We start from the raw sequence: 16,527 nt of genomic DNA, 5'->3' as shown, positions 1-16,527 counted from the left end.
ACCTTACGGCCGTGGGCCCAGTTTATAAACTGGGCCCACGGACGGGGCCCGGGCCCCGTCCGAAGAGGAGCTAGCGGGCGGCGAGTTCCTCGGCCACCAGGAAGGCGAGCTCGAGGGACTGCATGTGGTTGAGGCGCGGGTCGCAGAGCGACTCGTACCGGGTCGCCAGGGCAGCCTCGTCGATGTGCTCGGAACCGCCGAGGCACTCCGTGACGTCGTCGCCGGTGAGCTCGACATGGATTCCACCGGGGTGAGTTCCAACGGCACGGTGTGCTTCGAAGAAGCCCTTGACCTCGTCGACGACGTCGTCGAAACGACGCGTCTTGTAACCGGTCGGCGTGGTGACGCCGTTGCCGTGCATCGGGTCGCTGACCCACAGCGGCGTCGCTTCGCTGGCCTTGATGGCCTCGAGCAGCGGCGGCAGGGCGTCGCGCACCTTGCCGGCGCCCATGCGGGTGATGAAGGTCAGGCGGCCGGGTTCGCGGTTCGGGTCGAGCTTGTCAACGAGTCGCAACATGTCGTCCGTCGAGGTGGTCGGGCCGAGCTTGACGCCGATCGGGTTGCGTACGCGTGACAAAAAGTCCACGTGTGCGCCGTCGAGGTCGCGGGTGCGCTCGCCGATCCAGATGAAGTGGGCCGAGGTGTTGTACGGCGTTCCGGTGCGCGAGTCGATGCGGGTCATCGGCCGTTCGTAGTCCATCAGCAGGCCTTCGTGGCTGGTGTAGAACTCGGTGCGACGCATGGCCTCGAAGTCAGCACCACAGGCGATCATGAACTTGATCGCGCGGTCGATCTCCTTGGCAACTTTTTCGTACTGCTGGTTGGCCGGGTTAGCGGCAAAACCCTGATTCCAGCTGTGCACCTGGCGCAGGTCAGCAAAGCCACCCTGCGTGAACGCGCGAATGAGATTGAGGGTCGAAGCTGACGTGTGGTACGCCTTGACCAGCCGGTCTGGGTCGGCCTCGCGCGACTCAGGCGTGAACGGGTACCCGTTGACGATGTCGCCGCGGTACGCCGGAAGCGTCACGTCGCCGCGCGTCTCAAAGTCGCTCGAGCGAGGCTTGGCGAACTGTCCGGCCATGCGCCCCATCTTGATCACCGGCATCGAGGCACCATAGGTGAGCACAACGGCCATCTGCAGCACGGTTTTCACGCGATTGCGGATCTGATCGGCCGTGGCGCCGCTGAAGGTCTCGGCGCAGTCGCCGCCCTGCAGCAGAAAGCCCTGCCCGCCCGCGGCCTGAGCGAGCCGGTCGCGCAGAATGTCGACCTCACCGGCGAAAACCAGCGGCGGCTGGGTCTCCAGCTCGGCGGATGCCGCCGCCACCTTGGCCGCGTCGGGCCAGGTGGGCTGCTGCTTGATCGGCAGCGTGCGCCAGTGGTCGAGTCCCGTGATGACAGAGGCTTCTGCGGCAACGATGGGCTCGGTGGGGTCTACCACGGGATAGTTCCTGTTTTCTCTGCTGGGCCGTACAACGTGTACCGACCCGAAATGGATGAGGTGCTGCACCGCTACAAGCGCGGACAGCACTTCAGGCAGCCTATCGCGAAAGGCTGGCCCGCTTCTCCTTGACCGAGGAAGCGTAGACGTCGACGTACTCCTGCGTGCTCAAGCGCTGCAACTCATACATGAGCTCGTCGGTGACGCTGCGCAGGACGAATCGGTCCCCCGCCATGCCCGCGAACCGGGTGAAGTCGAGCGGTTTGCCGATCACAATGCCGATGCGACGCACCCGGGGAACGCGCGTGCCGGTCGGCATCGCCTTCTCGGTATCGATCATGGCCACCGGAATGACCGTCACGCCCGATTCCAGTACCATTCGGGCCACACCGGTGCGTCCGCGATAGAGGCGAGCGTCGGGGCTGCGGGTGCCCTCGGGATAGATGCCGAGGATACGGCCCTCGCCGAGCACTCGCAGGCCGGTGTTCAGCGAATCCTCCGAGGCCTTACCGCCGGAGCGATCGATGGGGAGCTGCCCCGCCGCGGTGAGAAACTGCCGCGTGGCCCAGCCTTTGAGACCCGTGCCGGTGAAATAGTCGCTCTTGGCGAGAAACGCAACACGGCGCGGCACGACGAGCGGCAGAAACACCGAGTCGATGAACGACAGGTGGTTGCTGGCTAAGATCACCGGGCCGGTCCTCGGAATGTTCTCCAGGCCGATGATCCACGGGCGAAACAGCGAGAGCAATAACGGGCCGATGACGATGTTCTTCATGACCCAATAGAACATTCGCACTCCTTTATCCGACCTCGAAAGCTTAGTCCGCCTGCCACAGCAAAGTAGATGCCGCGCCCGGCCCCGCCCACGGCATCCGTTCAGCGCACCGCGTGTATTCGGGCGAGGTCGGCCGCGCCGACCACACCGGCGTCATTGACGAGCTGGGCAATGGCGAACTCCGCTTCCGGATGGTAGCCACGGGCGGGGAGAAAATCGAGGTAGGCCGCGCGAATCGGCTCGAGCAACAGGTCGCCAGCCGCGGCTACTCCCCCGCCGAACACGAACACCTGCGGATCGAGCACGGCGCCGAGGCTGGCGCAGGCTTGCCCGAGGGCACCGCCCAGCTGACGCAGTGCCGCGAGAGCGCCGCCGTCGCCGTCCTGAATCAGCCGCCCCACCTCTTTGCCGGTGAGTTTGCCGCGTCGTTCACGGACTGCGGCCAGGCCCAGGCCGATACCGCCGGCATCGGCGAATTCGTTGGCGATCCGCAGCAGCGCCCGACCTGAGCCGTACTGCTCCAGGCAGCCATGGGCTCCGCAACCACAGGGAAGCCCGTCCGGAACGACCCGGAGGTGACCCAGTTCGGCGCCCGCGCCGAAACCTCCGCGGAACAGGGCGTTGCCCGTCACGATCGCGCCGCCCACGCCTGTTCCGACGGTCAGGGTGACCATGTCGGTGTACGCGCGACCGGCACCGAAGCGAAACTCCGCCCAGCCGGCCGCGTTGGCATCGTTTTCGATAATGATGGGCAGGTCGAGTCGAGCCTCGAGCTTGTCGCGGAACGGCTCATTGCGCCAGTTGATATTCGGTGCGTAGTACACGGTCGACTGGGCGGAGTCGATGAAACCGGCGGCAGCGACCCCGGCAGCAACAACGTCTTCGCCCTCGGACAGCGCCAGCACCATCGCCACGACGGCATCTTCGATCTCATCCGGGTTGCCCGGCGTGGTCGGCTGCCGGTCAGACCGGATGATGGTGCCCGCCTCGTCGACCAGTGCTCCGGCAATTTTGGTGCCCCCGATATCGATACCTATGGCGCGCACGGGCCACCTTTCTTTCTCGGCCTGAGGAAAGCTGCGTCCGTGGGCCGGACCGCCACGCAGGACACCGTCTAGAGTGTACTAAACCAGTTTGCCGCTGGACGAAACACCCGCTCACCGAAGGATTCTCTCGCGACTGCGCGGTGGGTACGTTCAGCCGGTACCAAAGGAGTTGCCGTGAAACAGTTTGATATGCCCGCCGTCGTTCCCGCCGATCCTGGCGCCAACATCACCGATCTTCTGATGGATCGTCTTACCGCGACTCCCGATCTGGCACTGTTCTCACTGCCACGTGGCGGCCAATGGCAACCCGTCACCACTCGGGAGTTTCATGCGCAGGTCGTGGCGTTGGCCAAAGGCTTCGTTGCCGCCGGCATTGAGCCCGGCGACAAGATCGGGCTCATCTGCAAGACCCGCTACGAGTGGACCTTGATCGACTTCGCGGTATGGTTCGCCGGAGCAATTCTGGTGCCGGTCTACGAGACCAGTTCACCCAAACAGGTGCAGTGGAACCTGAGCGACTCCGGCGCCATGGCGGTCATCGTCGAAACCGCCGATCACTTCACCCGCTTTGATGAGGTGCATCCGGAGCTGCCCGACATCCGCTCGGTCTGGCAGATCGATCTGGGCGACCTCGACAAGCTCGTCGCCGGGGGCGTCGTCGTGACGGATACGGAAATCGAACGCCGCCGTAATCTCGCCGTGGGCGATGATATGGCGACCCTCATCTACACTTCCGGTTCGACCGGCAAGCCCAAGGGCTGCGTGCTCACCCACGCGAACTTTCTCGAGACCAGCCGCAATGCCGCGGTCGCGCTCAAGGAGGTACTGGTTCACCCCGAAGGCGCCTCGACCCTCTTGTTCATCACCACCGCCCACGTCTTCGCGCGTTTCATCTCGGTCTTGTGCGTGCACGCGGGGGTGCGGGTCGGCCACCAGGGCGACACCAAGACGCTCCTGGCCGCGCTGGGCAGCTTTCAACCGACCTTTTTACTAGCGGTACCTCGGGTCTTCGAAAAGGTCTACAACTCGGCCCAGCAGAAGGCCATCGCCGGCGGTAAGGGCAAAATCTTCGATGCTGCCGCGCATGTGGCGGTCGAGCATTCCCAGCTGGTGCAGGCGGGAACATCGATTCCGCTCGGGATGAAGATCAAATTCGCGCTGTTCGACAAGCTGGTTTACAGCAAATTGCGTGCCGCCATGGGCGGCAAGGTCGTCTGGGCGGTCTCCGGCTCCGCCCCGCTCGGCGCCCACCTCGGCCACTTCTTCAAGAGCCTCGGCATCGTCATTCTGGAGGGCTACGGCCTGACCGAAACGACTGCCCCCGCCAATGTGGGCCTGGCTACGCGGGCCAAGATCGGCACCGTCGGACCCCCACTGCCGGGCGTCTCGGTACGCGTCATGGACGACGGCGAGATCGAGGTCAAGGGCGTCAACGTTTTCAAGGAGTACTGGAATAACCCACAAGCCACCGCAGACACTTTTAACGACGGCTGGTTGAAGACCGGCGACATCGGCGACTTCGATTCCGACGGCTATCTCACCATCACCGGGCGTAAGAAAGAGATCATCGTCACAGCCGGTGGCAAGAACGTGGCACCGGCCGCGCTGGAAGACCCCATTCGCGCGAATCCGCTCATCAGCCAGGTCATCGTTGTGGGCGACCAAAAGCCGTTCATCGGCGCGCTCATCACCCTCGACCCCGACATGCTGCCGGTCTGGCTCAACAACAACCGCGAGGATGCCGGCATGTCGCTCGCGCAGGCATCCGTCAACAAAGCCGTGCTCGCCGAAGTCCAGCGCGCAGTCGACCATGCCAACGAGGGTGTGTCGCGGGCGGAGTCGATTCGCAAATTCACGGTGCTCGCTCTTGAGCTCACCGAGGACAGCGGGCACCTGACGCCGAAAATGAGCATCAAACGCAACGTTATTCTGCGTGATTTCGGCGGCGAGATCGACGCGATGTATTCGGGGGCGCCGGTGACCGAGGGCATCTCGCTGCGCGAGTAGCGTGGCCGCTGGGCTCCGCCCTCATTTCACAGGCACTCAAGACTTCGCTCGGTCCACCTGTGGTTGCGGGGCTAAAACCAGGTGGACTCCCGGATTTCCTTCATCGCGGCCTTGCGGTTGGTTTTGTCGAGGCGGTCGATGTAGAGAAAGCCGTCGAGGTGATCGGTTTCGTGTTGCAGGGCTTGCGCCATGATGCCGGTGCCGGAGAGTTCGACCGGATTGTTGTCGAGGTCGATGCCGGTGACTCGGGCGAACGGGTAGCGCTTGGTGGGGTACCAGAGGCCGGGAACGGAGAGGCAGCCCTCGTCGACGAGTTCGGGTTCGCCGGAGAGTTCGACGACCGTGGGGTTGAGAATGTAGCCGATGACACCGTCGACGTTGTAGCTGAAGGCGCGCAGGTTGGTTCCGATCTGCGACGCTGCAACGCCGGCCCGACCGGGCAGTCGCACGCTGTCGATCAAGTCCTGTACGAGACCGCGTACCCGGTCGTCGATCCTGTTGATGGGATCGGAGACGGTCTTCAGCACCGGATCTCCGAAGAGACGGATCTGGCGTTCGGGCACGGGGAAGCTCCTCGGTAGGGCGGCTGGTGAACGGCGAGTGAGTCGGCGGCCGGCTAAAGGTTGCGGTCGGCGGGGAGGCCCTCAACGACGAGCTCGGCGAGGGTGCGTGCGGCCAGCCGAGTGATCGGCTTCAGGTCCTTGTACGACACGACGCTGCCGGCGGCGAGTTGCGGGTCGTAGGGAATCCGCACGATTTCGCGCACGCGGGAGCGAAAGTGCGCCTCGATCTCTTCAAGCCGAACCAGATTAGTGCCCTGGGTGGCCGTGTTGATCGCGACGATCGCGTTACGCACCAGCTCGCCGTATCCGTTTGCTTCGAGCCAGGTGAGCGTCTCAGAGGCCAAACGTGCCTCGTCGACGCTGCCGCCGGAGACGATCACGATGGAGTCGGCGCGCTGCAGCGTAGCCCGCATGACCGAATGCACGATGCCGGTGCCGCAGTCGGTGAGCGCGATCGAGTAGTACCGGGCGGCCAGATCGGCGACGACGTTGTAGTCGTTCTCATCGAATGCTTCCGAGAGCAACGGGTCAGTATCGGAGGCAAGAATGTCGAGGCGGGTCTCGTCGCGGGAGACCAGAGAGGAAAAGTCAGTGAAGTTGCCGATCGACGCGGCCTTCGAGACGACGTCGCGAACAGTCGAGCGTGTCTGCTTGCTGACGCGTTCGGACAGCGTGCCGCGGTCGGGGTTGGCGTCGATGGCAATAATGCGGTCGTCGCGGGCGTCGGCCAGGGCCATGCCGAGCAGGGTCGTGACGGTGGTCTTGCCCACGCCACCCTTGCGGGTGAGGATCGGCACAAACCGCGTACCGCCGTCAAACTGGCGACGAATGCGCTCATCCATTTCTTTATACGCCCGCACCTTGGCGGAGTCACCGAGGTTGACCAGGTGCAGCGTCAGCGCGTAGACAAATTCAGGCCAGACGCCCTGCGGCGCTTTGCGGGTCTTGCGGTTGACCGCGAGCAGGCGATCAGACGTGAGCATGGACGCGGACTCGGGGGCTGTGCTGTTTTCGGTGCGGATGCGGTCGCGCCGGACAGAAGAGGCAGCATCCGCTCGTGAAAGTGATTCGATGGCAAAACTGGCGCCGGCTGCTCGGGTCGGCGCTGGCGTTGAGATTTCGACGGTGTGCGTGGATGGGGCCGACACGATACGCGTTGTCTCGATTCCGTTGCCCGCTACAAAAGACGGCCGAACGGCTGCAGCCACCGAGCGTCGGGGCCCGAACGTCACCTCGATCGGAACGCTCAGGCTCTCGGGCAATGACGCGGCGAGGTTGTCGATCGTGTGCGGCGGTAGCTCACTGTGGTAGTCGTCACCCTGCGTGTCGAAATTATCGCGCTCGTCGCGGGTTCGCTTTGCGGCAGACACCGGGCGGGCGGGCGCGCTCTGGTCGTCAGTACGTTTGTCTGGCACGGTACATCCTCAACTGGTCGATATCGGCATTAATCTTAGCGTGGACGCACCGTCACGAGCAGATCGCCCGCATCGACCTGCTGGGTGAGCGGGATGGCGACGCGTTCGATGGTCCCGGCGATGGGCGAGGTAATCGCCGCTTCCATCTTCATGGCTTCGATCGAAGCGACGCTTTGGCCAGCTTCGACGTGCGCGCCCTCCTCGACCTGCAGGGTGACCACGCCGGAGAAGGGTGCGGCGATCTGGCCGGGCTGGTTGGCATCAGCTTTCTCGGCGGCCTTGGTCTGCACGGTGATGCTGGTGTCACGCACGAACACCGGGCGCAGCTGGCCGTTGAGAATGGTCATAACGGTGCGCATGCCCTTGTCGTCGGCTTCACCGATCGCTTCAAGGCCCACGTAGAGCCGCACACCCTTGGCGATTTCGACGGCGTGCTCCTGGCCCTGCTGAAGGCCGTAGAGGTAGTCGACGGTATCGACAACCGAGAGGTCGCCGTAGCTCTCCCTGACTTGTTGGAATTGGCGGGTCGGCGCGGGGAACAACAACTGGTTGAGCATCGCGCGACGTTCGAGGCTCGAGGCGCCGAGCGCGGCGCGCTCCCCCGCGGTGATCTCGGTGATGCCGACGCGCACTTCACGTCCCGCGAGTACCTTGGAACGAAACGGCTCGGGCCAGCCGCCGGGCAGGTCCCCGAGCTCGCCCGCCATGAAGCCGATGACCGAGTCGGGGACATCGTAGTTGCCCGGGTTTTGCTCGAAATCGGCCGGATCGGCCTTCACCGCGGCCAGGTACAGGGCCAAGTCACCGACCACCTTCGACGAGGGAGTGACCTTGGGCACCCGGCCGAGGATGCCGTTCGCGGCGGTATACATGTCTTCGATGAGTTCGAAGTGGTCGGCGAGCCCGAGCGCGACGGCCTGGGTGCGCAGGTTCGACAGCTGGCCGCCTGGAATCTCATGCGAGTACACCCGGCCGGTCGGTGCCGACAGGCCCGATTCGAACGGAGCGTAGAGGGTGCGCACGGCTTCCCAGTAGGGCTCGAGGTCAGTTGTGGCCCGGAGCGAAATACCCGTGTCGCGTTCGGTGTGGGCGAGAGCGGCTACGAGGGAGGATGCAGACGGCTGGCTGGTCGTGCCGGCCATGGGAGCGGATGCCACATCGACAGCGTCGGCGCCGGCCCGGGCTGCGGCCAGCAGCGTCGCGAGCTGGCCACCCGGAGTGTCGTGGGTGTGCACGTGAACGGGCAGGTCGAAGCGTTCCCGGAACGCCGCCACGAGCTTCTCAGCGGCGCTCGGCCGGAGCAACCCGGCCATGTCCTTGATGCCGATCACGTGAGCGCCGCTTTCGACGATCTGATCGGCCAGGCGCAGGTAGTAGTCAAGGGTGTAGAGCTTTTCGGCCGGGTCGAGCAAATCGCCGGTGTAACAGACGGCCACCTCGGCCAGCGCGGAACCGGTAGCAAGCACGGCATCGATAGCCGGCCGCATCTGCGACACGTCGTTCAGGGCATCGAAGATGCGGAAGATGTCCACACCCGTGGCGGTCGCCTCGCGCACAAACGCGTCGGTGACCTCGGTCGGGTACGGGGTGTAACCCACAGTGTTACGGCCGCGCAGCAGCATCTGCAGGTTGATGTTCGGCAGGGCCTCGCGCAGGCTCGCAAGGCGTTCCCAGGGGTCTTCGCCAAGAAAACGCAGCGCCACGTCGTAGGTTGCGCCGCCCCACGCTTCGACCGAGAGCAACTGCGGCGTCAGCCGGGCGACATAGGGCGCCACGGCCACGAGGTCCTTGGTGCGTACCCGTGTCGCCAGCAGCGACTGGTGGGCATCCCGGAAGGTGGTGTCGGTCACGGCCAACGCGGTCTGCGCGCGCAGATCAGCGGCGAACCGGGTCGGTCCGAGCAGTTGCAGCTTCTGTCGGGAACCGTCGGGGGCTGGCTGGGTGATGTCAAGCTGTGGCAGCTTGTCACGCGGGTGCGCCGTGGTCGGCGGCGCGCCGTTGGGCTGGTTGACGGTGACCTCGGCCAGCCAGTTGAGAATCTTGGTGCCACGGTCCTTGGACTCCCGACCGCGCAGCAGCTCCGGGCGCTCGTCGATGAACGAGGTACTGAGGTCGCCAGCTGCGAAGTCCGCGTCGTCGAGCACGGCCTGCAGGAACGAAATATTGGTGGAGACGCCGCGGATTCGGAACTCGGCCAGCGCGCGCTTGGACCGCACGACGGCGGCCGCATAGTCGCGGCCTCGGCAGGTGAGTTTGGCGAGCATCGAGTCGAAGTGCGGGCTGATCTGCGCGCCCGTGTTGATGGTTCCACCATCCAGGCGGATGCCGGCGCCGCCGGGTGAACGATAGGTGGTGATTTTACCGGTGTCGGGGCGGAACCCGGCCGCGGGGTCTTCAGTTGTGATGCGGCACTGCAGGGCCGCGCCGCGCAGGCGGATCTCCCCCTGGGTCAGACCGATCTGTTCGAGGGTCTCCCCCGCCGCGATGCGCATCTGCGCCTGCACGAGGTCGACATCGGTGACCTCTTCAGTCACGGTGTGCTCCACTTGGATGCGGGGGTTCATTTCGATGAAGACGTGCTGCCCGGCGCGTTCCCCAACGGTATCGAGCAGAAACTCGACGGTCCCGGCGTTGACGTAGCCGATCGACCGGGCGAACTTGATGGCGTCAGCGTAGAGCTGAACCCGAATTTCATCGCTCAGGTTCGGCGCCGGAGCGATTTCAATCACTTTCTGGTGCCGACGCTGCACCGAACAGTCGCGCTCGAACAGGTGCACGGTCTCGCCGGAAGCGTCCGCCAGAATCTGCACCTCGATGTGCCGGGGCCGCAGCACCGCAGCCTCCAGGAACATCGTCGGGTCGCCAAAGGCACTGGTGGCCTCACGCATGGCCTCTTCAAGCGCTCCCCGCAACTCGCTTTTCTTCGCCACCCGGCGCATGCCACGCCCGCCACCGCCGGCGACGGCCTTGGCAAAAATGGGAAAGCCGATCTCATCGGCCTGGCTGATCAAGAGTTCGACATCGGTCGACGGCTGCGTCGACTTCAATACCGGTACGCCGGCCGCGATGGCGTGTTCCTTTGCGGTGACCTTGTTGCCGGCCATTTCGAGTACGTCAGCGCCCGGGCCGATGAACGTGATGCCGGCAGCGGCGGCTGCATCGGCTAGCTCCGGGTTCTCCGACAGAAAGCCGTAGCCGGGGTAGATGGCGTCGGCGCCACATTCCTGGGCAACGCGAATGATTTCACTCACGTCGAGATAGGCCCGAACCGGATGCCCCACCTCACCAATCTGGTACGCCTCATCCGCCTTCAGGCGGTGCAATGAATTGCGATCCTCGAACGGAAACACCGCCACGGTCTTTGCTCCGAGCTCGTAAGCCGCGCGCATGGCACGGATCGCGATCTCGCCGCGGTTGGCAACAAGGATTTTTTCAAACATGCAAGCCTTTCGAGGGCGTACTCAGCGCACAGCTAACGGTTAGGTTCTCTAACACTAGTGAAGGTAACGTTGTTACTCATGCACGTACTCAGCGTAAGTTCCCTTAAGGGTGGTGTCGGCAAGACCACTGTGACCCTTGGTCTGGCTTCCGCTGCCTTCGCCCGTGGCGTGCGAACACTCGTCGTGGATCTCGATCCGCAATCCGATGTGTCCACCGGTATGGATATCCAGGTCGCCGGTCACCTCAATGTTGCCGATGTCCTCGGTTCTCCCAAAGAAAAGACGGTTCGCGCGGCGATCGCCCCGAGCGGATGGACCCGCAACCGCCCAGGCACCATCGACGTCATGATCGGCAGCCCGTCGGCGATCAATTTTGACGGACCGCACCCGAGCATTCGCGATATCTGGAAACTCGAAGAAGCGCTTTCGACGATTGAGAAGGACTATGAGCTCGTGCTCATCGACTGCGCTCCCTCTCTGAACGCCCTCACGCGCACCGCCTGGGCTGCGAGCGACCGTGTCGCCGTCGTCACCGAACCCGGCCTGTTCTCGGTCGCTGCTGCCGACCGTGCGCTGCGTGCGATCGAAGAGATTCGTCGTGGCCTGAGCCCCCGTCTTCAGCCGCTCGGTATTATCGTGAACCGGGCCCGTTCGGCTTCGCTCGAACACCAGTTCCGCATCAAAGAATTGCGCGACATGTTCGGGCCGCTCGTGCTGAGCCCGCAGCTACCGGAGCGCACGTCCCTACAGCAGGCGCAGGGCGCCGCAAAGCCCCTGCACATCTGGCCAGGGGACAGTGCACTCGAAATGGCCGGCTACTTCGACCAGCTGCTCGACCGGGTGCTGCGTACAGCGCGCATCGGTGAGTACGCCGAGGCTCCAGCGGTCTGACCGGTTTCTTCTTCGGCTCTTCGGGGCCGGTGAATCGCGTTTTGGTCGGTGCAGATTTCTGGTGCGATTCGACGTGGAGATATTTTCTTCGCGTCCCATGACGATTGCACGGCCGCCTCGCGGCCTGGCCCAACAGTGTTTCTCAACGGAGCACAGGAACCGTTGCCTGAAGGAGCAAACGCGGCGTGATGAACGCGGCGTGCCAAGCGCTGAGCTGAGGAGCGAATGACAGGTTGCAGTCGCGCTCCGTGATGCGCCCAAGCGAGAGCGGTGGCGCTAGGAGATTTTGCGGGTGCTCCGTCGGGCGGCGAGCTCGTCGGCGGAGTCAACGGCCTGCACGTCGAGTTCGACCAGGCTTGTCTCCACCTCGCGAAGCACTTTGCCCACGGCAATGCCGAAGACGCCCTGGCCACGGCTGACGAGGTCAATGACCTCGTCATTCGAGGTGCACAGGTAGACACTCGCGCCGTCGCTCATCAGCGTGGTCTGCGCGAGGTCGCTGACGCCTGATTCGCGCAGTTGGTTGACCGCCGTGCGAATCTGCTGAAGGGAGATGCCCGTGTCGAGCAGCCGCTTGACGAGCTTGAGTACGAGAATGTCACGGAAGCCGTACAGGCGCTGTGAGCCGGAACCAGCCGCTCCGCGCACTGTGGGCTCTACCAGGCCCGTGCGGGCCCAGTAGTCGAGCTGACGGTAGCTGATGCCGGCCGCGCGCGCAGCGACAGCACCGCGGTAGCCGCAGTTCTCATCAAGCTCGGGCATGCCATCGGTGAACAGCAGTCCTAACGAGTAACGCGTAGCGTCAGCGTCAGGCTTGAGCTCACTCATAGGGGTTGCCTTTCGGGGGTTACGTGGTGCCGTGACTGTAGCTGCAGTGAAGCAAGCCTGGATCACTGTGGTGCTGAATTAACTGTGGTGCTGAATTAACTGTGGTGCTGAATTGACTGTGGTGCTGAATTGGACTCATGCGGTACAGCTGGTGATGCGAAAAAAATCTGCTGTGCTTCTCACTCTCTACGGTACCGAGGCGAAGACCGTGCGCGCTGACATTCGCGTAATGGTTTTGGCGTGTCGATCGAGTGCAGGCAGACGCGTAGACGAGCGAGTGCACTATACCGGCGGCAGTCCAGCTGTGCGCCTGCGCCAGTCTACGACCTACTGGGTCAGTCGGCCCAGTGCTGACCGAATCAAGCTGCCGCGAATAATCTCGAGCTGCCCGGCGATCTCGACGGCCATTTCAGCCGCCTTCGCCCGGCTGGAGGCGTCTTTGCGGCGGGAGAGCGGTACCAGCGCGCTTTCGATGAGGCCGAGTTCGCGTTCAGCCGCCCCGCGAAAGCCCCGAAGATGCCGTGGCTCGATCCCACTGCGTTGCAGTTCGACGAGGGCGCGCAAGACGTGCAGCACGCCGTCGCCGTAATGTTCGGCGGGCAGAATGATTGATGCGGATACGGCGTCATGGAGCAAAGTGGCGGAGGCTCCGGCCTCGCGCAGCAAGTCGTCGCGGGTCAAACGTCGCAGCGTGCCCAGCATGGACGGCCCGGGAGTGGTTCCGCCCGGCAGCACTGGTGCCAGTCCGGCATCCAGATCAGCAAGATAGGAGCGGATGACTTTCAACGGCAGGTAATGATCGCGCTGCATCGACAGGATCAGTCTCAGGCGATCGACGTCGCTCGCGCAAAATTTGCGATAGCCGGATTCCGTGCGAGCCGGCGCGACGAGGCCCTGTTCCTCGAGGAAGCGCAGTTTCGACGGGGTCAGATCGGTGAATTCCGGGGTAAGTCGGGCGAGCACCTGGCCGATACTCAGCAGCGTCGCTGATCCCGCAGCTTGCCCGTGAGCTGCCGACGAAGACACAGACACGGACCGAGCCTGGGCAGAGTTTGCCGCCACTACTCGCTCGTCGCGCGGGCGAGGTCGAGGCGCGAAGCGTAGAAGGTGAGGCGGAACTTACCAACCTGCACCTCGGCGCCATCGGTCAGAGCAGCCGTTTCGATCCGTTCCCCGTCGAAGTAGGTGCCGTTGAGCGAGCCGAGGTCTTTCACCGTGAACGATGTGCCGTTGCGCAAAAACTCGGCGTGTCGACGCGACACCGTGACGTCGTCGAGAAAAATATCAGCATTGGGGTGGCGTCCCACGCTCGTGAGGTCGGCGTCGAGCAGAAAGCGGGCGCCGGCATTGGGCCCGCGGCGCACGACCATGAGCGCCGACCCCGAAGGCAAAGCCGCGATGGACTCCTGCTCTTCCACGGTCACATTGGAATCGATGAACGCGATCTGGGTGGCGAACTCTTGGTTGAAGTTCATGGTGGTGTCGGTGCTGAGCATGTCGTGAACCGTCGTCGATTCGCCGGTCGTCTCGTCCCGGGTCGCGCCAGAAGTGGAGGATGCTGGGGTGGACTGCGCCTTGCTGGGCATTGCTTCGCCTGTCGTCGGGTTTTCGGGCTGATCTGCGGGCACGGGCTCGTTCTGCTCCTTGGAATTATTTTTTCCGGATAGCTCGACCATCATGCACCTCCTATCAATCCAGCGTATCGGAAGATACACCCGGGGCGCCCCTCGGCAATCGAATCACCCGCATCGTTTCACCGGCGTAGACGATGCCAGCCCACCAGTACAGAAAAGCGCCCCACAGGCCAAACGCCCACCCCACCGGCTGCGACCACCACTCCAGTTGAGGAAAGGCCTGCCCGAGCATGATCATCGGCAGTGCGTAGAACAAGCAGAAGGTAGCAATCTTGCCCAGGTGGTGAACTGGCAGCGGGCCAAACCCAAAATTGGCGAGGATGATCCCCAAAGCCAGCAGAAAGATGTCGCGACCAACTACGACCAGCACAATCCACCACGGAACCAGATCACGCCAGGCAAGCCCGATCAAAGCGGCAAAGATATAGAGGCGATCGGCGGCCGGATCCAGCAGCTGCCCGAGGCGAGTGATCTGGTTCCAGCGCCGTGCGAGAAAACCGTCGAGCCAGTCGGTGACACTGGAGATGCTGAGCACGACCAAGGCCCAGGCATCTTCTCCCTGAACGAGGAGCACGAGAAAAACCGGCACCAGTACCAGCCGCAGAAGGCTCAGCACATTGGGTAAGGTCAGCACCCGGTCGCTCACCATCTCGTTCGCTCCCCCCGTCACGGTTCGAGTCTATCGAATGGGCTAGATTCAGCCGAGCCGCCCCCGCAGTGCGGGCCAGCTGTCGGCAAAACCAGGATGGAGGGCGAGGAGGTCAACGGTATCGGCCGATACCCAGCGCAGGGCGATGCTCTCCTGATCGCTGATGACAGGTACAAATTCCTCAGTCGCCTCCACTACAACGGTGGTGTACGACCAGAATCCCAGGTCGAGCAGAGACGTGAATTTAACCTCCACCAAATGGGCTGGCACGCCGGCTTCCTCCCGAGCTTCGCGCAGGGCGGCGTTGACCGCGGTTTCGTTTTCGTGGCGGGCACCACCGGGCAGCCCCCAGGTGTCGCCGAAATGGCTCCACAGCGCACGATGCTGCAGCAACACACCCAAGCGGGGGTGGTGCACGAGTAGTCCGGCGGCACCGAACCGGCCCCAGAATTTGCGGCCGTCGGGAGCGTGCACCCACGCGTCACCGCTGTCCCGGTTGGGGCTGGCTGGGGGGATCGCAGCCCCGTGCACGCTGCTTGCATCGACACCCGAACTGTCAGTCATGCTCCAAGCATGCCCCACACACGCCCGAGATGCATGCGAAACATTGTCCGGTGTCCTAGATCGACATGATCGCGTGCACCGGCGCAGTGCCGAGCCGTTCACGGCCGTGCAAGTCGGTGAGCTCGAGCACGACACCGACTCCGGTGAGGGTATAGCCGGCCCGCTCGATGAGGCGGCTCGTGGCTGCAATGGTGCCGCCGGTGGCGAGCACATCGTCCAGGATGAGTACGCGAGTACCGGCCGAAAGCTGCCCGACTTCGAGTTCAAGCCGAGCCGAGCCGTACTCCAGGTCGTATTCTTCGATCAAGACAGTGCCGGGCAATTTGCCGCCTTTGCGCACGGCCAGCACGGCCGCATTGGCCGCATAGCCGACGGCGGCCGCCAGGAGAAAGCCGCGTGCTTCGATACCGGCCACAGCGTCGAACTGCCCGCGGTGCTGATCGGCGAGGTCATCGATAATCGCGCGGAAAGCGACGGCATCGGCAAAAACCGGGTTGAGGTCGCGGAACAGAATGTTCGGCTGCGGAAAGTCGGGATAGGAGGCCAGCAGAGCCTCGACGTGGGCGGCGGCCAATGACGGCGAAGCGTCGGGTGCAGAGAGATGAGTCACTGATTCATCTTAAGCGGCACTGGTGTCAGTGGCAGAACGGCCGTCAGAACTCGGCAGACTGCTCGACGGTGATCGCTTCAGAACGTGGCATGACGGCGATGGCGCTCATTGCTTCGAGAAAATGCACTACGGCTGCCTGCTGGTCGGCCGTGAGATCGAGCGCGACCTTCATCAGCTGCTTGTGGGTGCCCGACAGCGCGCGTCGGATCTGGATGTGCGATGCCTGCGTGGCGTACAGCCGTTGGGCACGACCGTCGTCTGGATTCACCTCGCGGCGAATGTGGCCGGAGGCCGTGAGCCTGGAGAGGAGTTTCGCCGTGGCGGCAGAGGAGATATTCAAGAATTCGCTCAAATGCTTCGGGCTGGCAACCTGGTTCTGGCGTTCGCAGGCGATGAGATGACGAATGGCCATCAGGTCGGTTTCGTTGATGCGCATGTCATTCTGAGCGCGACGACGCATCGCGGCGTCAGCAACTCGAAATCGGCGCACGGCGCGTAAAACATCCATTGCCGAAGAAACTCCAGCATTCTTGGGGTCGTACCAGTACATCTCTGGTTCTAGAGGGATACTCTCTTTGTGGAACATGTACTCATGGTAACGTGGGAAGTTGCTAACCTGGTTAGTTATTCCAATCATGGCCAGTTGAACCGAGAAGGGGAGCCA

The 16,527-nt window shown here is 63.6% G+C and carries 15 protein-coding genes; 2 read left to right on the top strand and 13 right to left on the bottom strand.

Going from position 1 to position 16,527, the window contains the following annotated elements; translation table 11 throughout:
* Positions 1–70 precede the first annotated feature (70 nt).
* From CXY83_RS04435 to CXY83_RS04425, 3 genes are all read right to left on the bottom strand, one after another.
* Positions 71–1,441 (bottom strand): class II 3-deoxy-7-phosphoheptulonate synthase, encoded by a 1,371-nt coding sequence (locus CXY83_RS04435; RefSeq protein WP_104196187.1) that lies wholly within the window; start codon positions 1,439–1,441, stop codon positions 71–73.
* 100 nt (positions 1,442–1,541) lie between these two features.
* On the bottom strand, positions 1,542–2,231 hold the full coding sequence (locus tag CXY83_RS04430) for a 1-acyl-sn-glycerol-3-phosphate acyltransferase (protein ID WP_104196186.1): 690 nt from the start codon (positions 2,229–2,231) through the stop codon (positions 1,542–1,544).
* 86 nt (positions 2,232–2,317) lie between these two features.
* The gene (locus CXY83_RS04425) at positions 2,318–3,262 is read right to left on the bottom strand and encodes an ROK family glucokinase (RefSeq protein ID WP_104196185.1); all 945 of its coding nucleotides are present in this window, start codon (positions 3,260–3,262) and stop codon (positions 2,318–2,320) included.
* A 174-nt stretch (positions 3,263–3,436) separates the two neighbouring features.
* Here CXY83_RS04425 and CXY83_RS04420 point away from each other — a divergent pair, with 174 nt between their 5' ends.
* Positions 3,437–5,269, top strand: coding sequence for a long-chain fatty acid--CoA ligase (locus CXY83_RS04420; protein ID WP_104196184.1), 1,833 nt, complete (start codon positions 3,437–3,439; stop codon positions 5,267–5,269).
* Between the two features lie 71 nt (positions 5,270–5,340).
* Here the strand turns inward: CXY83_RS04420 and def are convergent, their stop codons facing one another.
* Genes def through CXY83_RS04405 form a run of 3 tightly spaced genes read right to left on the bottom strand, consistent with a single transcriptional unit; the run spans position 5,341 to position 10,687 of the window.
* Positions 5,341–5,832 carry a peptide deformylase gene (gene def / locus CXY83_RS04415; protein WP_104196183.1) on the bottom strand — a complete coding sequence of 164 codons (492 nt, stop codon included), beginning with the start codon at positions 5,830–5,832 and terminating at the stop codon, positions 5,341–5,343.
* 53 nt (positions 5,833–5,885) lie between these two features.
* Positions 5,886–7,247, bottom strand: a complete 1,362-nt coding sequence (locus CXY83_RS04410; protein WP_233200583.1) for a MinD/ParA family protein — start codon at positions 7,245–7,247, stop codon at positions 5,886–5,888.
* A gap of 35 nt (positions 7,248–7,282) precedes the next feature.
* Positions 7,283–10,687, bottom strand: a complete 3,405-nt coding sequence (locus CXY83_RS04405) for a pyruvate carboxylase (protein ID WP_104196182.1) — start codon at positions 10,685–10,687, stop codon at positions 7,283–7,285.
* Between the two features lie 78 nt (positions 10,688–10,765).
* Between CXY83_RS04405 and CXY83_RS04400 the strand changes: the two genes are divergently transcribed.
* A complete protein-coding gene (locus CXY83_RS04400; RefSeq protein ID WP_104196181.1) occupies positions 10,766–11,578 on the top strand; it encodes a ParA family protein in 813 nt (270 codons plus the stop codon).
* A 276-nt stretch (positions 11,579–11,854) separates the two neighbouring features.
* Here CXY83_RS04400 and CXY83_RS04395 read toward each other — a convergent pair whose 3' ends face one another.
* From CXY83_RS04395 to CXY83_RS04365, 7 genes are all read right to left on the bottom strand, one after another.
* Positions 11,855–12,406, bottom strand: a complete 552-nt coding sequence (locus CXY83_RS04395) for a MerR family transcriptional regulator (protein ID WP_104196180.1) — start codon at positions 12,404–12,406, stop codon at positions 11,855–11,857.
* Positions 12,407–12,733: 327 nt separating this feature from the next.
* Positions 12,734–13,432 (bottom strand): MerR family transcriptional regulator, encoded by a 699-nt coding sequence (locus tag CXY83_RS04390; protein WP_104196275.1) that lies wholly within the window; start codon positions 13,430–13,432, stop codon positions 12,734–12,736.
* 35 nt (positions 13,433–13,467) lie between these two features.
* Complete coding sequence (locus tag CXY83_RS04385; RefSeq protein WP_104196274.1) at positions 13,468–13,902, bottom strand: FHA domain-containing protein; 435 nt, start codon at positions 13,900–13,902, stop codon at positions 13,468–13,470.
* Positions 13,903–14,095: 193 nt separating this feature from the next.
* Entirely contained in the window at positions 14,096–14,689 is a 594-nt protein-coding gene (locus tag CXY83_RS04380; RefSeq protein WP_104196179.1) for a CDP-alcohol phosphatidyltransferase family protein, read from the bottom strand.
* A gap of 48 nt (positions 14,690–14,737) precedes the next feature.
* Positions 14,738–15,253 (bottom strand): NUDIX domain-containing protein, encoded by a 516-nt coding sequence (locus tag CXY83_RS04375; protein WP_104196178.1) that lies wholly within the window; start codon positions 15,251–15,253, stop codon positions 14,738–14,740.
* 55 nt (positions 15,254–15,308) lie between these two features.
* Positions 15,309–15,863: an adenine phosphoribosyltransferase gene (locus CXY83_RS04370; RefSeq protein ID WP_134545692.1), complete on the bottom strand. Its 555-nt coding sequence runs from the start codon at positions 15,861–15,863 to the stop codon at positions 15,309–15,311.
* 43 nt (positions 15,864–15,906) lie between these two features.
* Positions 15,907–16,449, bottom strand: coding sequence for a MarR family winged helix-turn-helix transcriptional regulator (locus tag CXY83_RS04365; RefSeq protein WP_233200581.1), 543 nt, complete (start codon positions 16,447–16,449; stop codon positions 15,907–15,909).
* Positions 16,450–16,527 lie beyond the last annotated feature (78 nt).

Origin of the sequence: Cryobacterium sp. M15 (assembly GCF_002929675.1) — a bacterium.
Classification (GTDB): domain Bacteria; phylum Actinomycetota; class Actinomycetes; order Actinomycetales; family Microbacteriaceae; genus Cryobacterium; species Cryobacterium lyxosi.
Note: the sequence above shows the minus strand (reverse complement) of the source record. Positions and strands in the feature narration are given on the sequence as shown.

Excerpts from the sequence above, each read along its gene's own strand:
- CXY83_RS04430 (WP_104196186.1), bottom strand. The coding sequence starts at position 2,231 with ATGTTCTATTGGGTCATGAAGAACATCGTCATCGGCCCGTTATTGCTC.
- CXY83_RS04405 (WP_104196182.1), bottom strand. The coding sequence starts at position 10,687 with ATGTTTGAAAAAATCCTTGTTGCCAACCGCGGCGAGATCGCGATCCGT.
- CXY83_RS04400 (WP_104196181.1), top strand. The coding sequence starts at position 10,766 with ATGCACGTACTCAGCGTAAGTTCCCTTAAGGGTGGTGTCGGCAAGACC.
- CXY83_RS04395 (WP_104196180.1), bottom strand. The coding sequence starts at position 12,406 with ATGAGTGAGCTCAAGCCTGACGCTGACGCTACGCGTTACTCGTTAGGA.
- CXY83_RS04385 (WP_104196274.1), bottom strand. The coding sequence starts at position 13,902 with ATGCTCAGCACCGACACCACCATGAACTTCAACCAAGAGTTCGCCACC.
- CXY83_RS04380 (WP_104196179.1), bottom strand. The coding sequence starts at position 14,689 with ATGGTGAGCGACCGGGTGCTGACCTTACCCAATGTGCTGAGCCTTCTG.
- CXY83_RS04375 (WP_104196178.1), bottom strand. The coding sequence starts at position 15,253 with ATGACTGACAGTTCGGGTGTCGATGCAAGCAGCGTGCACGGGGCTGCG.
- CXY83_RS04365 (WP_233200581.1), bottom strand. The coding sequence starts at position 16,449 with ATGTTCCACAAAGAGAGTATCCCTCTAGAACCAGAGATGTACTGGTAC.